The sequence below is a fragment of the Jiangella rhizosphaerae genome (assembly GCF_003579925.1).
GTDB classification, from domain to species: domain Bacteria; phylum Actinomycetota; class Actinomycetes; order Jiangellales; family Jiangellaceae; genus Jiangella; species Jiangella rhizosphaerae.
In genome coordinates this window covers 1-14849 of the sequence record NZ_QUAL01000023.1, presented here as the reverse complement: position 1 = coordinate 14849, position 14849 = coordinate 1, and the positions used below count along the sequence as shown (strand labels likewise).

Genomic DNA, 14849 nt, shown 5'->3' with positions numbered 1-14849 from the left:
CGCTCGATGCGTCCGGATGTGACGGCGCCGAAACGCCGCCGATACCCAGTCAGGCAGCGATGAGCTTGCCGTACCGCTGCCTCGCCGCTTCGCCGGACGTACCGAGGTACGACCCGATCAGCCACCAGGGAAGACCGGCCTCACGTGCCCTGCCGACCGCGTCGAGGATGTCGCGCTCAGCCTGGGCTCGCGCCTGGACGGCCCGGTAGATGTCGCCGAGTGGGCGGGCGTCCTTGAACTTGCTGGGATCGGGCTCGTGCTCCTCGAAGCGGCGCGCGAGCTCATCCGCATGTGCCAAGACGTACTCGATCGAATAGGGCATGGTCTGTCACCACCTCAGGTATCTCGATCGCGCCGCCATCGCGTGGACGATGACCGGGCCGAACTCGGACCGGATCACGCCGACCTCGAGCAGCGCGCCGGAGCGGCTCGGGCCGATCAGCATGATCAGCCCATCGTTCTCGTCCTCGGCGCGCATGGCGCAGCGATAGGCGTGGAGCATGTCGTCGTCGGAAACCCCGTGTTTGCGGGCGCTGGGTGCGATGGAGGGGTCTGTCAACGACGGTACGCTCCACGAATCGCCTTGGCAAGGTAACTTGTCATCGGCGACCCTGACGACCGGGGCAGCCAGGGCACCGGATCGGTGACCAGCCCGGCCGCGTAGAGCATGACGTGCAGGTGGCAGCCGGTCGAGAGGCCCGTCGTGCCCGCCCGCCCGATCACCTGGCCCGCGCGGACCGCCTGGCCGACGGTCACCGAGAACGCCGACAGGTGGCTGTACGACGTGGTGAGCGGGGTGCCGCGGATGCGGCCGTGGTCGACGGTGAGCTGCAGACCGTAGGCCCCGCGGTCGCCGGAGCCCGTCACCAGGCCGGCGGCGGCCGCTCGGATGGGCGCACCGCAGGCGGCGGCGAGGTCGACGCCGTCGTGCAGTTTGCGCACGCCGGTGATCGGATGGACCCGCATGCCGTACGGCGACGTGATGCGTGGCGCGGCGACCGGCCAGGCCAGCCCGCGCGACGCGGGCGGCTGCGACGGCGGAGGAGGTGGGTCGCCGGTGAGGGTGCGCCGGCCGAGCGGGAGCAGCCGCACCGGCCCGCCGTCGACCAGCGCGAGCGGGTCGGTGTACCGCTCACCTTCGCGCGCGCCCCAGTGCAGGCAAGCAGCGGGCGCGCAGTGACTCGCGGCCGCCTCCAAGGTGCCGATGGGCTGCCCCGCGCCGACCTCGTTGCCTACGGTGACGGCCGGGGTCACCGGCTCGTACGTGGTGCGCAGCTGACCGTGGTCGATGACGACGACACCACGGCCCGCGAGCGGCCCGGCGTAGGTGACCGTGCCAGGTCCGGCGGCGCGGACCTCGGCGCCCGCCGTGGCGGCGAGGTCGACACCGCGGTGGCCGGCCAGCCACGGCTGGTCGGGTGGGTCGAATGCGTTGACGACCTCGACCGGCCCACCCGGTGGACCGACCGGATAGACCCAGCGTCCGCCCGGTGACGGGGACAGGACGTCATGGAGTGCCGGCGGTGGGTCGGCCGCTCGGTCGACGACCGTACCGACGGCGCCCGGCGTATGCCCAGTGGGCACCGGCTCGGCCGGCGCGGCGGGTGCGGTCGGTGCGGCGCCCAGGAGGGCGGCGATCGGGAGGAGGGCGGCGAGTAGAGGGCTCATGTCTGCGAGCCTCCGCGCCGAAACGGGCCGCCGAAGGGGGCCGGAGCGGATTTGGGGACAACTCCGCGAATTCGTCAGGGCTGTGGACAACGCGACGCACGCGACACGCCGGGCGATCCGCTCACAGGTGCATCACGAAGTCGCAACGAAGGAGGGCTCGGGCGGGGCTCGACTGGACGACCCCACCCCCTCGGCCGGAAGGGTCGAGGGTGAGACGGGTGTGACGAGAGCGATGTGAACGATGCGAGCAGACGGGTATGGGTGCTGACATGAATCGTGGAAAGGTCCGGGGTCACGCGGCCGGTCATGTGGCCGCACTCGCGGCGATCGCGCTGGTCAGCGCGGGGTGCGGGGGCGGCGACGACGTCGACATCGACGATCCGGCGGGCACCGGCGGCGGGAACGGCGGCGACGCCCCGGACGGCGGCGGTGGCGACGGCGGCACCCTCGTCGCCGCGATCTCGGCCCAGCCGGACCAGTTCGACCCGCACAAGACCCAGGCCTACGCCAGCTTCCAGGTGCTCGAGAACGTCTACGACACCCTCGTCGTCCCGGACGCGGAGGGGGAGTTCCAGCCCAGCCTCGCCACCGAGTGGACGACTAGCGACGACGGCCTCACCTGGACGTTCACCCTCCGCGAGGGCGTCACCTTCCACGACGGCAGCACGTTCGACTCCGCGGACGTCGTCTACTCCTACAACCGCATCATCGACGAGCAGCTGGCCAACGCCTACCGCTTCGCCAGCGTCGCCGGCATCGAGGCGCCGGATCCCCAGACCGTGGTCATCACCCTCACCACGCCGACGCCGGCGCTGCTGGACAACATCGGCGGCTTCAAGGGCATGGCGATCATCCCCGAGGGCGCGGGCGAGGCCAGCGACCTCGCCACCACGGCCGTCGGCACCGGGCCGTTCACCCTCGAGGAGGCCGGGGCCAACGGCGTCACCCTGGCCCGCTACGACGACTATTGGGGCGACCCGGCCCTCGTCGACGGCGTCGAGTTCCAGTACGTCAGCGAACCCGCCGCCGCGCTCACCGCCCTTCGCTCCGGCGACATCCACTGGACCGACAACGTCCCGCCGCAGGACATCGAGAGCCTGCAGGACGACGACCAGGTCGAGCTGGGCGTCACCCCGAGCGTCGACTACTGGTACCTCGCGATGAACCAGGCCCGCCCGCCGTTCGACAACCGCGACTTCCGCCGCGGCGTCGCCTTCGGCATCGACCGCGACGAGGTCACCGAGGCCGCCCGCTTCGGTGCGGCGCGCCCGAACCAGACCGCCATCCCGGAGCAGAGCCTCTGGTACCACGAGTACGCGCCGTTCGAGCACGACCCCGACCAGGCGACCGACCTCATCGGGCCGACGGCACAGGCGAACCCGCAGCCCATGGGCCTCATGGTCACCGACGAGTTCCCCGAGACGATCCAGGCGGCGCAGGTCATCCAGGCGCAGCTGGCCGAGGTCGGCGTCGAGGTCGGCATCGAGCAGGAGGCGTTCGCCACCTGGCTGGACCGGCAGGCCGCCGGCGACTACGACGCGTTCCTGCTCGGCTGGCTGGGCAACCTGGACCCGTTCGGCTTCTACCACGCGCAGCACGTCTGCGAGGGCACGTCGAACTTCCAGGGCTATTGCAACCCCGAGGTCGACGAGCTGCTCGACCAAGCGGCGGCCGAGACCGACCAGGACGCCCGCAAGGCGCTCTACGACCAGGCCGCGGAGCTGATCGTCGACGACGTCAGCTACCTGTACCTCTACAACCCCGACGTCGTGCACGCGTGGGCTCCGGGCCTGGAGGGCTACGAGGTCCGCGCTGACAAGGCGATCAACTTCGAGACCGTGAGGCTGCCGGAGTGACGCGGTATGCGCTGCGGCGGCTGGCACAGTCGGTCGCGGTGCTGCTCGGCGTCAGTGTGCTGGTCTTCGCGATCATGCAGCTGGTGCCGGGCGACCCCATCCGCGCCGCGCTCGGCCAGCAGGCCGACCCCGAGACCTACCAGGCGCTGCGGGAACGGGCCGGCCTCGACGACCCGGTGCCGGTCCAGTTCGTCACCTGGATCGGCAACGCCCTCACCGGCGACTTCGGCGTCAGTTTCCGCACGGGCGAGACGGTGCTGTCGCTCATCGCCGAGCGCGTCCCCGCGACCTTGAGCCTCGCGCTCGCAGCCATCGTCGTCGCCCTGCTCATCGCCATCCCGCTCGGCACCCTCTCGGCCCTGAACCCGCGCAAGCCGGTCGACTGGTTCGCCAGCCTCTCCAGCCAGGCCGGGCTGAGCGTGCCGGACTTCTGGCTGGGCATCATGCTCATCCTCGTCTTCGCCGGGACGCTGGGCTGGCTGCCGTCGGCCGGCTACACGCCGCTGACCGAGAGCCCGGGCGACTGGCTGCGGCACCTGATCCTCCCGGCGATCACCGCGGGCGTCTCCAGCGGCGCCATCCTCACCCGGTTCGTCCGCTCGTCGGTCCTGGAATCGCTCGGCCAGGACCACGTCCGCACCGCCCGGGCCAAGGGCATGCGCGCCCGCGACGTGCTCACCTGGCACGTGCTGCGCAACGCGCTGGTCCCGCTGGTGACGGTGGGCGGCGTGCAGCTGGCCTACCTGCTGTCCGGCGTGGTCGTCGTCGAGTACGTGTTCGCCTGGCCGGGCCTCGGCCAGCTCGCCTTCCAGGCCGTCGAGTCGCGCGACTACCCGGTGCTGCAGGGCGCCGTGCTGCTGTTCGCCGTCATCTTCCTGCTGGTCAACCTGGTCGTGGACCTCGCATACGCACGGCTGGACCCGCGCATCACGTACCGGAGCGCGCGATGAGGGCCGGAGAGACGCTGCGGCTGCTGTTCCGCGGCCCGACGGCGATCGTGGCGGCCGCAGTGCTGGTCGTCCTCATCGTGACGGCGTTTCTCGGCGAGCAGCTGGCACCGTACGACGCCACCGCGACCGACGTCAGCAACAGGCTGCAGGGCCCCAGCGGCGACCACTGGTTCGGCACCGACGAGCTGGGCCGCGACGTGCTGTCGCGGGTGATCCTCGGAGCGGAGGTGTCGCTGCGCGTCGGCGCCGTCGCCGTCGGGATCTCGCTGGTCGCCGGCGTGCTGATCGGCCTGCTGGCCGGCTATTACGGCCGCTGGGTCGACGACGTGCTCATGCGGCTGTCGGACGTGCTGTTCGCGTTCCCGGCGATGCTCATGGCGATCGCGGTGCTGGCCATCCTCGGCCCCGGTTCGACCAACGCGATGATCGCGATCGGCATCGTCTACACCCCGATCTTCGCCCGCATCACCCGGGCCAGCGTGCTCAGCGTCCGTGAGGAGGTCTACGTGCGGGCGGCCCGCTCGGCCGGGGCCGGCGACCTGCGCATCATCGGCCGGCACGTGCTGCCGAACGTGACCGCGCCGATCATCGTCCAGACGTCGATCAGCCTCGCGTTCGCGATCCTGTCCGAGGCCGCGCTGAGCTTCGTCGGCCTGGGCACCCAGCCGCCGGACCCGTCGTGGGGCCGCATGCTCGCCGAGGGCCGCGGCTTCGTCGAACAGGCCTGGTGGATGGCGGTCTTCCCGGGCGTGGCGATCTTCGTGACGGTCCTGGCGTTCAACGTGCTCGGCGACGCGCTGCGCGACGTGCTCGACCCGCGGCAACGGCAGGCGATGGCGACCTCGGGAGCGACCCGATGACCGCGCCCGTGCTCGCCGTCGACGACCTGCACGTCGCGTTCCGCACCCGCCGCGGCCCCGCCCGCGTCGTCAACGGCCTCTCCTTCGAGCTGCACGCGGGCCGCACGCTGGCCGTCGTCGGCGAGTCCGGCTCCGGCAAGAGCGTCAGCTCGCTCGCGCTGCTCGGCCTGCTGCCCGGCACCGCCGACGTCAGGGGGAGCGCGGTGTTCGACGGCGCCGAGCTGATCGGCCGCTCCGAGGAGGAGCTCAGGAAGGTCCGCGGCGCCGGCATCGGCATGGTCTTCCAGGACCCGATGACCTCGCTCAACCCGGTCCTGACCATCGAGCGGCAGATCGGCGAGGCGCTGCGCGCGCACGAGAAGGTGTCCGACGACGGCGTCCGCTCGCGCGCCGCGGAGCTGCTCACGGAGGTCGGCATCCCCGACGCGAAGGCCCGGCTGCGCGCGTACCCGCACCAGCTCTCCGGCGGCATGCGGCAGCGCGTCATGATCGCGATCGCGCTGGCCGGCAACCCCAGGGTGCTGATCGCCGACGAGGCCACGACGGCGCTCGACGTCACCGTCCAGGCGCAGATCCTGGAGCTGATCGAGCGGCTGCAGCACGAGCACGGCATGGGCGTCGTGTGGATCACCCACGACCTCGGCGTGGTCGCCGGCATCGCCGACCACGTCGTCGTCATGTATGCGGGGCGCTGCGTCGAGGAGGGCGCCGTCGACGAGCTGTTCGGCCGGCCCGCGCACCCGTACACGCGCGGGCTGCTCGGCGCGCTGCCGGTGGTCGACGACCCGCGGCCGGCACGCGAGCGCGACGAACTGGTGACGATGCCCGGCCTGCCGCCGGACCCCGCGGACCTCCCGCCCGGCTGCGCGTTCCACCCCCGCTGCCCGGTCCGCGCCGACGCCCGCTGCGCGACCGAGCCGCCGCCGCTGCTCTCCGTGCCGGGCAGCGCCGCGGAGCACCGGGCGGCGACGTTCTACGCGGGGGAGGTGGCCGGCCGATGAGCGACGTCCTCGTGCGGGCCAGCGACCTGCGGGTCCACTTCGGCCCGGTGCGTGCCGTCGACGGCGTCGACCTCGAGGTTCGCCGCGGAGAGACGCTGGGGCTGGTGGGCGAGTCCGGCTGCGGCAAGTCGACGCTGGGCAACGCACTGCTCCGCCTGGTCGAGCCGACCGGCGGGACGGTCGAGTTCGACGGCCTGGACGTGACGGCGGCCGGACGGCGCGAGCTGCGGGCGCTGCGGCGGCGCACGGCGATGATCTTCCAGGACCCCTACGCCTCGCTGGACCCGCGCCGCACGGTCGCCGAGTCGATCGGCGAGCCGCTGGCCATCCACCGCCTGCATCGCGGCCGGGCCGCCCGGCGGTCCCGGGTCGGCGAGCTGATGGAGGTCGTCGGCCTGAACCCCGACCACGGCGGCCGGTACCCGCACGAGTTCTCCGGCGGCCAGCGGCAGCGGGTCGGCATCGCCCGGGCGCTGGCCGGCGAGCCCGACTTCGTCGTCTGCGACGAGCCGATCGCCTCGCTCGACGTGTCCGTGCAGGCGCAGGTGGTGAACCTGCTGGTCCGGCTGCAGCGCGAGTTCGGGTTGACGTACCTGTTCGTCTCGCACGACCTCGCGGCCGTGCGGCAGGTGGCCGACCGCGTCGCCGTCATGTACCTGGGCCGGGTCGTCGAGATCGGCGCCGGCACGTCGGTGTCCGGCACACCGGCGCACCCGTACACCGAAGCGCTGGTGTCCGCGGTCCCGGTGCCCGAGCCCACGCGCGAGCGGACGCGGCAGCGGATCGTCCTGACCGGTGACGTGCCCAGCCCGGCCGATCCGCCGTCGGGCTGCCGGTTCCGGACCCGCTGCCCGAAGGTCTTCGAGCCGTGCCCCGACCACGACCCCGTGCTGCAGCCGACCGGGCCGGAGCAGGCCGCGGCCTGTCACCTGCACGGCGTCACGGACCGCTGACCGGCTCCGGAGCCTCGACGGGGTGCGCGGCGCCTCCGTGGGCGGACGACCGCCGCCACCACAGCAGACCCGCGATAGCGCCGACGAGCAGCAACGCGCCGGCCGCGATCAGCAGCGGCAGCGCCGACGACGTCCCGTCGCCGGCCGTGAAGTCCCACCGCTGGGTGGCGGTGTCGGCGGTGAACAGCGTCTGCGCCGACGACCCCTCCGTCGACACCACCGTCCGGTAGCTCGCGTTGACGTCCGTCAGCGCCGACACCGTCAGCTCCACCTCGGTGACCGGCGCGGCGCAGTCGTAGACCAGCCGCGCGCCCTCGCCCAGCGGATCGACGACCTCGGCGCGGCCGGCGCAGGCGGTGCCGTCCTGGACCACCGTCAGGTGCTCCAGCAGGTAGTCGGCGACGTCGGGGGAGCGGGCCAGCAGCTCGGCCCCGGTCAACGTGTCGGCGTCCGGGACGTCGAACGCGCCGACGTGCTCGCCCAGCGACACCCAGTCGTCGTCGGCCGCGACCCACTGCAGCGTGACCTGCGCGCCGTCGGCGCTGACGGTGGCGACCAGCGGCGGGCCGAACGGATGGGCGGGAAGCACGCCGGTAGCCAACCGCACCGCCGTGAACCGCCGGTGAACGCCGGGCGGTCAGCCGGGGCTGAGTTCGCCCATGCCCCCGACCGCCGCCGGCTCACACGAGTTGATCTTGGAGTTGTTCGGCAATTACCGGGTGAAATGTCCGATAGATGCCCGAACAACTCCAAGATCAACGGGGTGTCGGGCGCGGCAGGCGGCTGGGCGAGCGGACGTGGGCCTGTGGGACCGTCCTTCAGTGGAGGTGGAGGGCGGCCGTCCCGTACACTGGTGAGCGGCCCAGGTCCCCTGGGTCAAATTCGCGTGCCCTGAGCACGGTCCTACGCCGTCGGTCCTGACGTGCGCCACAGAGCGTACGGCGGGTGGCGGTAGGCCGATGGGCACCAGGCGCGGCGGCCGACCCCCGTCGCGAAGAACCGGAACAACGCACCGGGCGCAAGCGACCGGTGCGAGAGGAGGAGACGAGGCCATGGCCGTCGTCACCATGCGCCAGCTGCTCGAGAGCGGCGTGCACTTCGGGCACCAGACCCGCCGCTGGAACCCGAAGATGAAGCGCTTCATCTTCACCGAGCGCAACGGCATCTACATCATCGACCTGCAGCAGTCGCTGTCCTACATCGACCGCGCCTACGAGTTCGTCAAGGAGACCGTCGCCCACGGCGGCACGGTGCTCTTCGTCGGCACGAAGAAGCAGGCCCAGGAGGCCGTGCGCGAGCAGGCCACCCGCGTCAACATGCCCTACGTCACCGAGCGGTGGCTGGGCGGCATGCTGACCAACTTCCAGACCGTCAACAAGCGGCTGCAGCGGCTCAAGGAGCTCGAGGAGCTCGACTTCGACGACGTCGCCGGCTCCGGTCTGACGAAGAAGGAGCTTCTCATGCGCAAGCGTGAGAAGGACAAGCTCGAGCGCACCCTCGGCGGCGTGCGCAACATGGCCAAGGTGCCCAGCGCGGTGTGGATCGTCGACACCAAGAAGGAGCACCTGGCCGTCGACGAGGCCCGCAAGCTCGGCATCCCGATCGTGGCCATCCTCGACACCAACTGCGACCCCGACGAGGTCGACTACCCGATCCCGGGCAACGACGACGCCATCCGCGCGGTCAGCCTGCTGACCCGCGTCGTCGCCGACTCCGTCGCCGACGGCCTGCTCGGCCGTGCGGGTCAGCGTGGCGAGGCCGCCGACGGTGCGGAGCTGGCCTCCGACGAGCCGCTGGCCGAGTGGGAGAAGGAGCTGCTGCAGCAGTCGCAGCCCGAGGCGCCCGCGGCCGCAGAGGCGGCGGCTCCCGAGGCGGCGGCTCCCGAGGCCCCCGAGGCCGAGGCTGCGGCCCCCGAGGCCGAGGCGGCGCCGGCCGACGAGCCGGCCACTCAGCAGGCCTGACGACACCACCGGCCCGGGCCGGACGTCCGCCCGGGCCGGTCACCAGACCACGCCAGCGAACTAGTCAGAGAGAAGTGTGAGGATGCCGAACGTCACTGCGGCCGACGTCAAGCGGCTGCGCGATGCCACCGGTGCGGGCATGATGGACGCCAAGAAGGCGCTGGAGGAGACCGGCGGCGACTTCGACCAGGCCATCGAGGCCCTGCGCATCAAGGGTGCGGCGAAGGCCGCCAAGCGCAGCGCCGAGCGCACCACGGCCAACGGCCTGGTCGCGGCCAACGGCCCGGCCATGATCGTGCTGGCCTGTGAGACCGACTTCGTCGCGAAGAACGCCGACTTCCAGAAGCTCGCCGCCGACATCGTCGCCGCCGCGGCCGAGGCCAAGCCGGCCGACGTCGACGCGCTGCTCGGTGTGGCGCTGGCCGACGGCCGCAAGGTCGGCGAGGCCGTCGACGCCGCCGCCGCGGTCATCGGCGAGAAGATCGAGATCGGCGGCCTGGCCGTCGTCGAGGGCGAGTACGCCACCTACCTGCACAAGCGCGCCGCCGACCTCCCGCCGCAGGTGGGCTCGTTCGTCGTGTACACCTCCGACGGCTCCGCGGCGGCTGAGCAGGCCGCCCGCGACGCCGCCATGCAGGTCGTCGCGCTGAAGGCCACCTACGCCACCCGCGACGAGGTCCCCGCCGACGTCGTCGAGAACGAGCGGCGCATCGCCGAGGCCACCGCCCGCGAGGAGGGCAAGCCCGAGCAGGCCCTGCCGAAGATCATCGAGGGCCGGGTCAACGGCTTCTTCAAGGAGACCGTGCTGGTCGACCAGCCGTCGGTCAAGGAGTCGAAGAAGTCCGTGGGCGCGGTGCTGGCCGAGGCCGGCGTCACGGTCCAGCGGATCGTCCGCCTCGAAGCCTGACGGCCCGGCGAGCCCAGGACACCCATCTCGACGCACAGGAGGCCGGCACCGTGACGGAGACAGACGCGACCGCACCGGTGCCGGCCTCTGCCGTGCCCGACGCCCCCGCAGGGCAGCCCACGCGGGTGCTGCTGAAGCTGTCGGGTGAGGTGTTCGGCGGCGGCGCCGTCGGCGTCGACCCCGAGGTCGTCAAGGGCATCGCCGGCCAGATCGCCGAGGTCGTCGTCAACGACGGCGTCCAGGTCGCCATCGTCGTCGGCGGCGGCAACTTCTTCCGCGGCGCGGAGCTGCAGCATCACGGCATGGACCGCGCCCGCGGCGACTACATGGGCATGCTGGGCACCGTCATGAACTGCCTGGCGCTGCAGGACTTCCTCGAGCATCTCGACGTCGACACCCGGGTGCAGACGGCCATCACCATGGGCCAGGTCGCCGAGCCGTACATCCCGCGCCGCGCCGCCCGGCACCTCGAGAAGGGCCGCGTCGTCATCTTCGGCGCCGGCGCGGGCATGCCGTACTTCACGACGGACACCGTCGCCGCGCAGCGTGCGCTGGAGATCGGCTGCGACCGTCTCCTCATGGGCAAGAACGGCGTCGACGGCGTCTACGAGGCCGACCCCCGCAAGGACCCGTCGGCCCGCAAGTACCGCAGCATCACCTACGCCGACGTCCTGCGGCAGCGGCTCAACGTCGCCGACCCCGCGGCCTTCAGCCTGTGCATGGACAACCAGCTGCCGATCGTCGTGTTCGGACTGGGTGAACCGAACGGCATCGCGCGTGCCATCCGGGGCGAGACCATCGGTACCTTGGTCGCCTCGAACATCGAGACGGTCGTCGAGGCCTGAACGGGCGGTAGCGCCTGCGGCGTCCTCTAGGATCGTCGCCACACAGCAAGCGAAGGAGTAGTGGTGATCGACGAGACCCTCCTCGAGGCCGAGGAGAAGATGGAGAAGGCCGTGTCCGTCGGCAAGGAGGACTTCGCCTCCATCCGCACGGGCCGCGCCCACCCGTCGCTGTTCAACAAGATCGTGGTCGACTACTACGGTGCCCCGACCCCGGTCAGCCAGCTCGCGTCGTTCCACGTGGCCGACGCCCGCATGATCACCGTGCAGCCCTACGACAAGGGCTCGCTCGGGGCCATCGAGCGGGCCATCCGCGACTCCGACCTCGGCGTCAACCCCACCAACGACGGCAACATCCTGCGCGTCGTGCTGCCCGCCCTCACCGAGGAGCGCCGCCGCGAGTACATCAAGCTCGCGCGTGAGAAGGCCGAGGGTGCCCGGGTGTCCATCCGCAGCGTGCGCCGGCACGCCAAGGAGACCCTGGACAAGCTGGCCCGCGACGGCGAGGTCGGCGAGGACGACGTCGCGCGCGCGGAGAAGCAGCTCGAGACGGTGACGAAGACCTACGTCGAGCAGATCGACGAGCTGCTCAAGCACAAGGAAGCCGAGCTCCTCGAGGTCTGAGGGTGCCGGCGACAACACACGTGGTGATGACGGACGGGCCGACGGGCAGCCGGTCACGCCGGCACGGACGGGCCGGCCGCGACCTGCGGGCCGCGACGCTGGTGGGAGTCGGCCTGGGCGCGGTCGTGCTCAGCTCCCTGTTCCTGCTCGAGGCGGCGTTCGCCGGCCTCGTCGTCGTCGTCATGGTGGTGGCGGTCTGGGAGCTGGCGACGGCGCTCGGCGCGCGGTCGATCCAGGTCCCGGTCGTGCCCGTGGTGCTCGGCACCGTCCTCATGCTGGTCGGTGCCTATCTCGGCGGCGGCTCGCCGCTGCTGGTGGGCCTCGGTCTGACGGTGGCCGCCGTCTGCGCCTGGCGCCTGGGCGACCCCCGTCCGGGCTACCTGCGCGACGTGTCGGCGGGCATCTTCACCAGCGTCTACGTGCCGTTCCTCGCCGGCTTCGCGCTGCTCATGGTGCGTCCCGACGACGGCGCCTGGCGGGTGTTCGCCCTGCTGGTCGTGGTGGTCGCCTCCGACACCGGCGGCCTGTTCGCCGGCGTGCTGGCCGGCCGGCATCCCATGGCGCCGAGCGTCAGCCCGAAGAAGTCGTGGGAGGGGTTCGGCGGCTCGCTGCTCCTCGGCGTCGGCGCGGCCGTCCTGGTGGCCGTGTTCGCCTTCGACGCGCCATGGTGGACGGGGGTCGTGCTAGGCGTGGTCGGCGTCGTGGGCGCCACCCTGGGCGACCTGGGAGAGTCGCTGATCAAGCGCGACCTCGGCATCAAGGACATGAGCCAGCTGCTGCCCGGCCACGGCGGCCTCATGGACCGCCTCGACTCCCTGCTGCCGACCGCCCCACTGGTCTGGCTGGTGCTCGAGTACGTCGTCACGGCCTAGCCTGAGGCCTCCGGCGGCTGCGTTGGCCGTTGCTTGTGGCGTTGGCCGTCCCCCTGCTGCCCGATCGTCTTGGCCGCGGGCGCGCGCCTCAAGTCCGCGGCCTCTGACTGTGTGCTGTTCGCTTCGGGTTGGGGGCCTTGGACTTGACCCGCGCGCCCGCGGCTAAGAACGGGCAGCTATCAGGGGGACGGGGGAAGAGCGGCGACGACTCCTTGGGCGTTCGGCCGGCTTCTGTGTGGCGTTGGTGTCGTTGAGCGTCCACTTGGTGAGATTTCGCCGCCATTCGGGGGCCATCACGAGGATTACCCCAGCATCACCACGGCTGTAGGGGTGTTGATGCTCGCGAAATCCTCGTGATGTAGACGATCCTGGATGATCATCGCGCGCCGCCGCCCGACAAAGCACGCGAAACGGGCACGCCAAGCGTGAGGCGTGCCCACATCCTCCCCGTCCCCCTGATAGCTGCCCGTTCTTGGCCGCGCAGCCGCGGGTCAAGCGGATCCGCGTCGGCGCGTAGCGCCCCATTGGTCCGCTTGAGGCGCGGTTGCGCGGCTGAGAGAATGGGCAGCAGGGGGACGGGGAGCCCCCGGCGAACGAGATCGACGACCCGGAACTCGGGCGTTCAGGCGGCGGCCGACCGGCCGATCGGTCCCCTCGACCTCGACATACGTCATCAGCGCGGCGAACGTGGGACAATGGTCGCCATCATGCCCAGACCCGGTGAGCTGACGCTCGTTCCTGCCCGGCGTGGCAAACCGCCCCGCCATCTCGCCGACCTCGACGTCGATGCCCGCCGCCAGGCGGTGGCCGAGCTGGGGGAGCAGCCCTTCCGGGCCGACCAGCTCTCCCGGCACTACTTCGCCCGCCACGTCAACGACCCCGCGCAGATGACGGACGTGCCGGCGGCCGTGCGCGACACGCTGGCGGCGACCATGCTGCCGACGCTCACCACCGCCGTCCGGCACCTCGAGACCGACGGCGGCACCACGCGCAAGACGCTGTGGCGGCTGTTCGACGGCGCGCTGGTCGAGAGCGTGCTCATGCGCTACACCGGCGACCGGCCGCGGGTCACGCTCTGCGTGTCCAGCCAGGCCGGCTGCGGCATGAACTGCCCGTTCTGCGCCACTGGTCAGCAAGGGCTGACCCGCAACATGTCGGCGGCCGAGATCATCGAGCAGGTCGTGGCGGCCGAGCGCATGCTGGCTGACGGCGAGATCGCCGGGGGAACCGGACGGGTCACCAACGTCGTCTTCATGGGCATGGGCGAGCCGCTGGCCAACTACAAGGCCGTCGTCACCGCCGTGCGCCGCATGACCGACCCCGCTCCGTCGGGCCTGGGCATCGGCCGGCGCGGCGTGACGGTGTCCACCGTCGGGCTGGTGCCGGCCATCGACAAGCTGGCCGATGAGAACCTGGGCGTCCGGCTGGCGCTGTCGCTGCATGCCCCCGACGACGAGCTGCGCGACGAGCTGGTGCCGGTGAACACCCGCTGGAAGGTCGGCGAGGCGCTCGACGCCGCGCGCCGCTACTTCGAGAAGACCGGCCGCCGGGTGTCCATCGAGTACGCGTTGATCCGCGAGATCAACGACCACGCGTGGCGCGGCGACCTGCTCGGGAAGCTGCTCAACGAGCGCGGCCGCGGCTGGGTGCACGTCAACCCGATTCCGCTGAACCCGACGCCCGGCTCGAAGTGGACGGCGTCGCGGCCCGAGGACGAGGCGGCGTTCGTCGCCGCGCTGGAAGAGCGGGGTGTTCCGGTCACCATCAGGGACACCCGCGGAAGCGACATCGACGGGGCGTGTGGTCAGTTGGCTACCGTTGGTGATTAGTATGCATTGCGCTTTGCTCGGCCGGTCTCGGGGGATATCGGCTTCTCGGGCAGTGAGCTGGCTGGACTCACTGTGCGGGAAATCGCCCCGTACCGGCCGTTCTGTGTTCGGGAGGAGAGTGACACCTGGTGGCCGTCAGTCGTGAGCCTGAGTTCCGCACCACTCGTATGCGTGAGGGCTATGACCTGGACGCCGTCGACGACTTCGTCGACCTGGTGATCGATGCGCTCGAGGGGCGGCCCTCGGGGCGTGGCGTGACCCCGGAGCAGATCGAGGCCGAGGAGTTCAAGGTCGTCCGCATGCGCGAGGGCTACGTCATGGACGACGTCGACGATTGGCTCGACGCCGCCGCGGCGGAGCTGCGATCGCGCCGCAAGGCCGCCGCGCAGCAGTCGCAGCAGCACCAGCAGGTGCCGGCGAACGCCTACGCGCAGGGCCCCGGGCTGCCGCCCGGCACCCCGGGCCTTCCCGCCGGTGCCCCCGTCATGGGCGCCCCGGTCGCGCCCCCGGTGGCCCAGCCGCCCGC

General features: G+C 71.7%; 16 protein-coding genes. 12 read left to right on the top strand and 4 right to left on the bottom strand.

Features of this window, described 5'->3' with window-relative positions; all coding sequences use genetic code 11:
- Nucleotides 1–49 precede the first annotated feature (49 nt).
- From DY240_RS02775 to DY240_RS32685, 3 genes are read right to left on the bottom strand one after another with little or no spacing between them, the layout of a single operon-like run.
- Nucleotides 50–322, bottom strand: a complete 273-nt coding sequence (locus DY240_RS02775) for a hypothetical protein (RefSeq protein WP_119658446.1) — start codon at nucleotides 320–322, stop codon at nucleotides 50–52.
- A gap of 6 nt (nucleotides 323–328) precedes the next feature.
- The gene (locus tag DY240_RS02770; RefSeq protein WP_119658445.1) at nucleotides 329–559 is read right to left on the bottom strand and encodes a hypothetical protein; all 231 of its coding nucleotides are present in this window, start codon (nucleotides 557–559) and stop codon (nucleotides 329–331) included.
- Nucleotides 556–1668: a peptidoglycan DD-metalloendopeptidase family protein gene (locus DY240_RS32685; RefSeq protein ID WP_199700667.1), complete on the bottom strand. Its 1113-nt coding sequence runs from the start codon at nucleotides 1666–1668 to the stop codon at nucleotides 556–558. The genes DY240_RS02770 and DY240_RS32685 overlap by 4 nt, the downstream gene beginning before the upstream one ends.
- A 269-nt stretch (nucleotides 1669–1937) precedes the next feature.
- Between DY240_RS32685 and DY240_RS02755 the strand changes: the two genes are divergently transcribed.
- The 5 genes from DY240_RS02755 to DY240_RS02735 are packed head-to-tail and all read left to right on the top strand — an operon-like array spanning nucleotide 1938 to nucleotide 7288.
- A complete protein-coding gene (locus DY240_RS02755) occupies nucleotides 1938–3524 on the top strand; it encodes an ABC transporter substrate-binding protein (RefSeq protein ID WP_119658444.1) in 1587 nt (528 codons plus the stop codon).
- Nucleotides 3521–4474, top strand: a complete 954-nt coding sequence (locus DY240_RS02750) for an ABC transporter permease (protein WP_119658443.1) — start codon at nucleotides 3521–3523, stop codon at nucleotides 4472–4474. The genes DY240_RS02755 and DY240_RS02750 overlap by 4 nt, the downstream gene beginning before the upstream one ends.
- Nucleotides 4471–5334 (top strand): ABC transporter permease, encoded by an 864-nt coding sequence (locus DY240_RS02745; RefSeq protein ID WP_119658442.1) that lies wholly within the window; start codon nucleotides 4471–4473, stop codon nucleotides 5332–5334. Before DY240_RS02750 ends, DY240_RS02745 begins: the two co-directional genes overlap by 4 nt.
- On the top strand, nucleotides 5331–6335 hold the full coding sequence (locus tag DY240_RS02740; RefSeq protein WP_119658441.1) for an ABC transporter ATP-binding protein: 1005 nt from the start codon (nucleotides 5331–5333) through the stop codon (nucleotides 6333–6335). The genes DY240_RS02745 and DY240_RS02740 overlap by 4 nt, the downstream gene beginning before the upstream one ends.
- Nucleotides 6332–7288, top strand: a complete 957-nt coding sequence (locus DY240_RS02735) for an ABC transporter ATP-binding protein (RefSeq protein ID WP_119658440.1) — start codon at nucleotides 6332–6334, stop codon at nucleotides 7286–7288. The genes DY240_RS02740 and DY240_RS02735 overlap by 4 nt, the downstream gene beginning before the upstream one ends.
- Here the strand turns inward: DY240_RS02735 and DY240_RS02730 are convergent.
- Nucleotides 7275–7877, bottom strand: a complete 603-nt coding sequence (locus tag DY240_RS02730; RefSeq protein ID WP_119658439.1) for a hypothetical protein — start codon at nucleotides 7875–7877, stop codon at nucleotides 7275–7277. The two genes, DY240_RS02735 and DY240_RS02730, sit on opposite strands and share 14 nt — an antisense overlap.
- A 463-nt stretch (nucleotides 7878–8340) precedes the next feature.
- On the opposite strand from DY240_RS02730, the gene rpsB reads away from it, so the two are divergent.
- The 7 genes from rpsB to DY240_RS02695 all read left to right on the top strand — a co-directional run.
- On the top strand, nucleotides 8341–9249 hold the full coding sequence (gene rpsB, locus DY240_RS02725; protein WP_119658438.1) for a 30S ribosomal protein S2: 909 nt from the start codon (nucleotides 8341–8343) through the stop codon (nucleotides 9247–9249).
- An 82-nt stretch (nucleotides 9250–9331) separates the two neighbouring features.
- Nucleotides 9332–10156: a translation elongation factor Ts gene (gene tsf / locus DY240_RS02720; RefSeq protein ID WP_119658437.1), complete on the top strand. Its 825-nt coding sequence runs from the start codon at nucleotides 9332–9334 to the stop codon at nucleotides 10154–10156.
- Nucleotides 10157–10206: 50 nt separating this feature from the next.
- Nucleotides 10207–11001, top strand: coding sequence for a UMP kinase (gene pyrH / locus DY240_RS02715; RefSeq protein WP_119658436.1), 795 nt, complete (start codon nucleotides 10207–10209; stop codon nucleotides 10999–11001).
- Between the two features lie 63 nt (nucleotides 11002–11064).
- On the top strand, nucleotides 11065–11622 hold the full coding sequence (gene frr, locus DY240_RS02710) for a ribosome recycling factor (protein WP_119658465.1): 558 nt from the start codon (nucleotides 11065–11067) through the stop codon (nucleotides 11620–11622).
- A 26-nt stretch (nucleotides 11623–11648) separates the two neighbouring features.
- Nucleotides 11649–12494 (top strand): phosphatidate cytidylyltransferase, encoded by an 846-nt coding sequence (locus DY240_RS02705; protein WP_119658435.1) that lies wholly within the window; start codon nucleotides 11649–11651, stop codon nucleotides 12492–12494.
- 707 nt (nucleotides 12495–13201) lie between these two features.
- The gene (gene rlmN, locus DY240_RS02700; RefSeq protein WP_119658464.1) at nucleotides 13202–14323 is read left to right on the top strand and encodes a 23S rRNA (adenine(2503)-C(2))-methyltransferase RlmN; all 1122 of its coding nucleotides are present in this window, start codon (nucleotides 13202–13204) and stop codon (nucleotides 14321–14323) included.
- A 128-nt stretch (nucleotides 14324–14451) separates the two neighbouring features.
- Nucleotides 14452–14849 (top strand): DivIVA domain-containing protein (locus DY240_RS02695; RefSeq protein WP_147375178.1); only part of this gene is annotated, 398 nt, incomplete at its 3' end.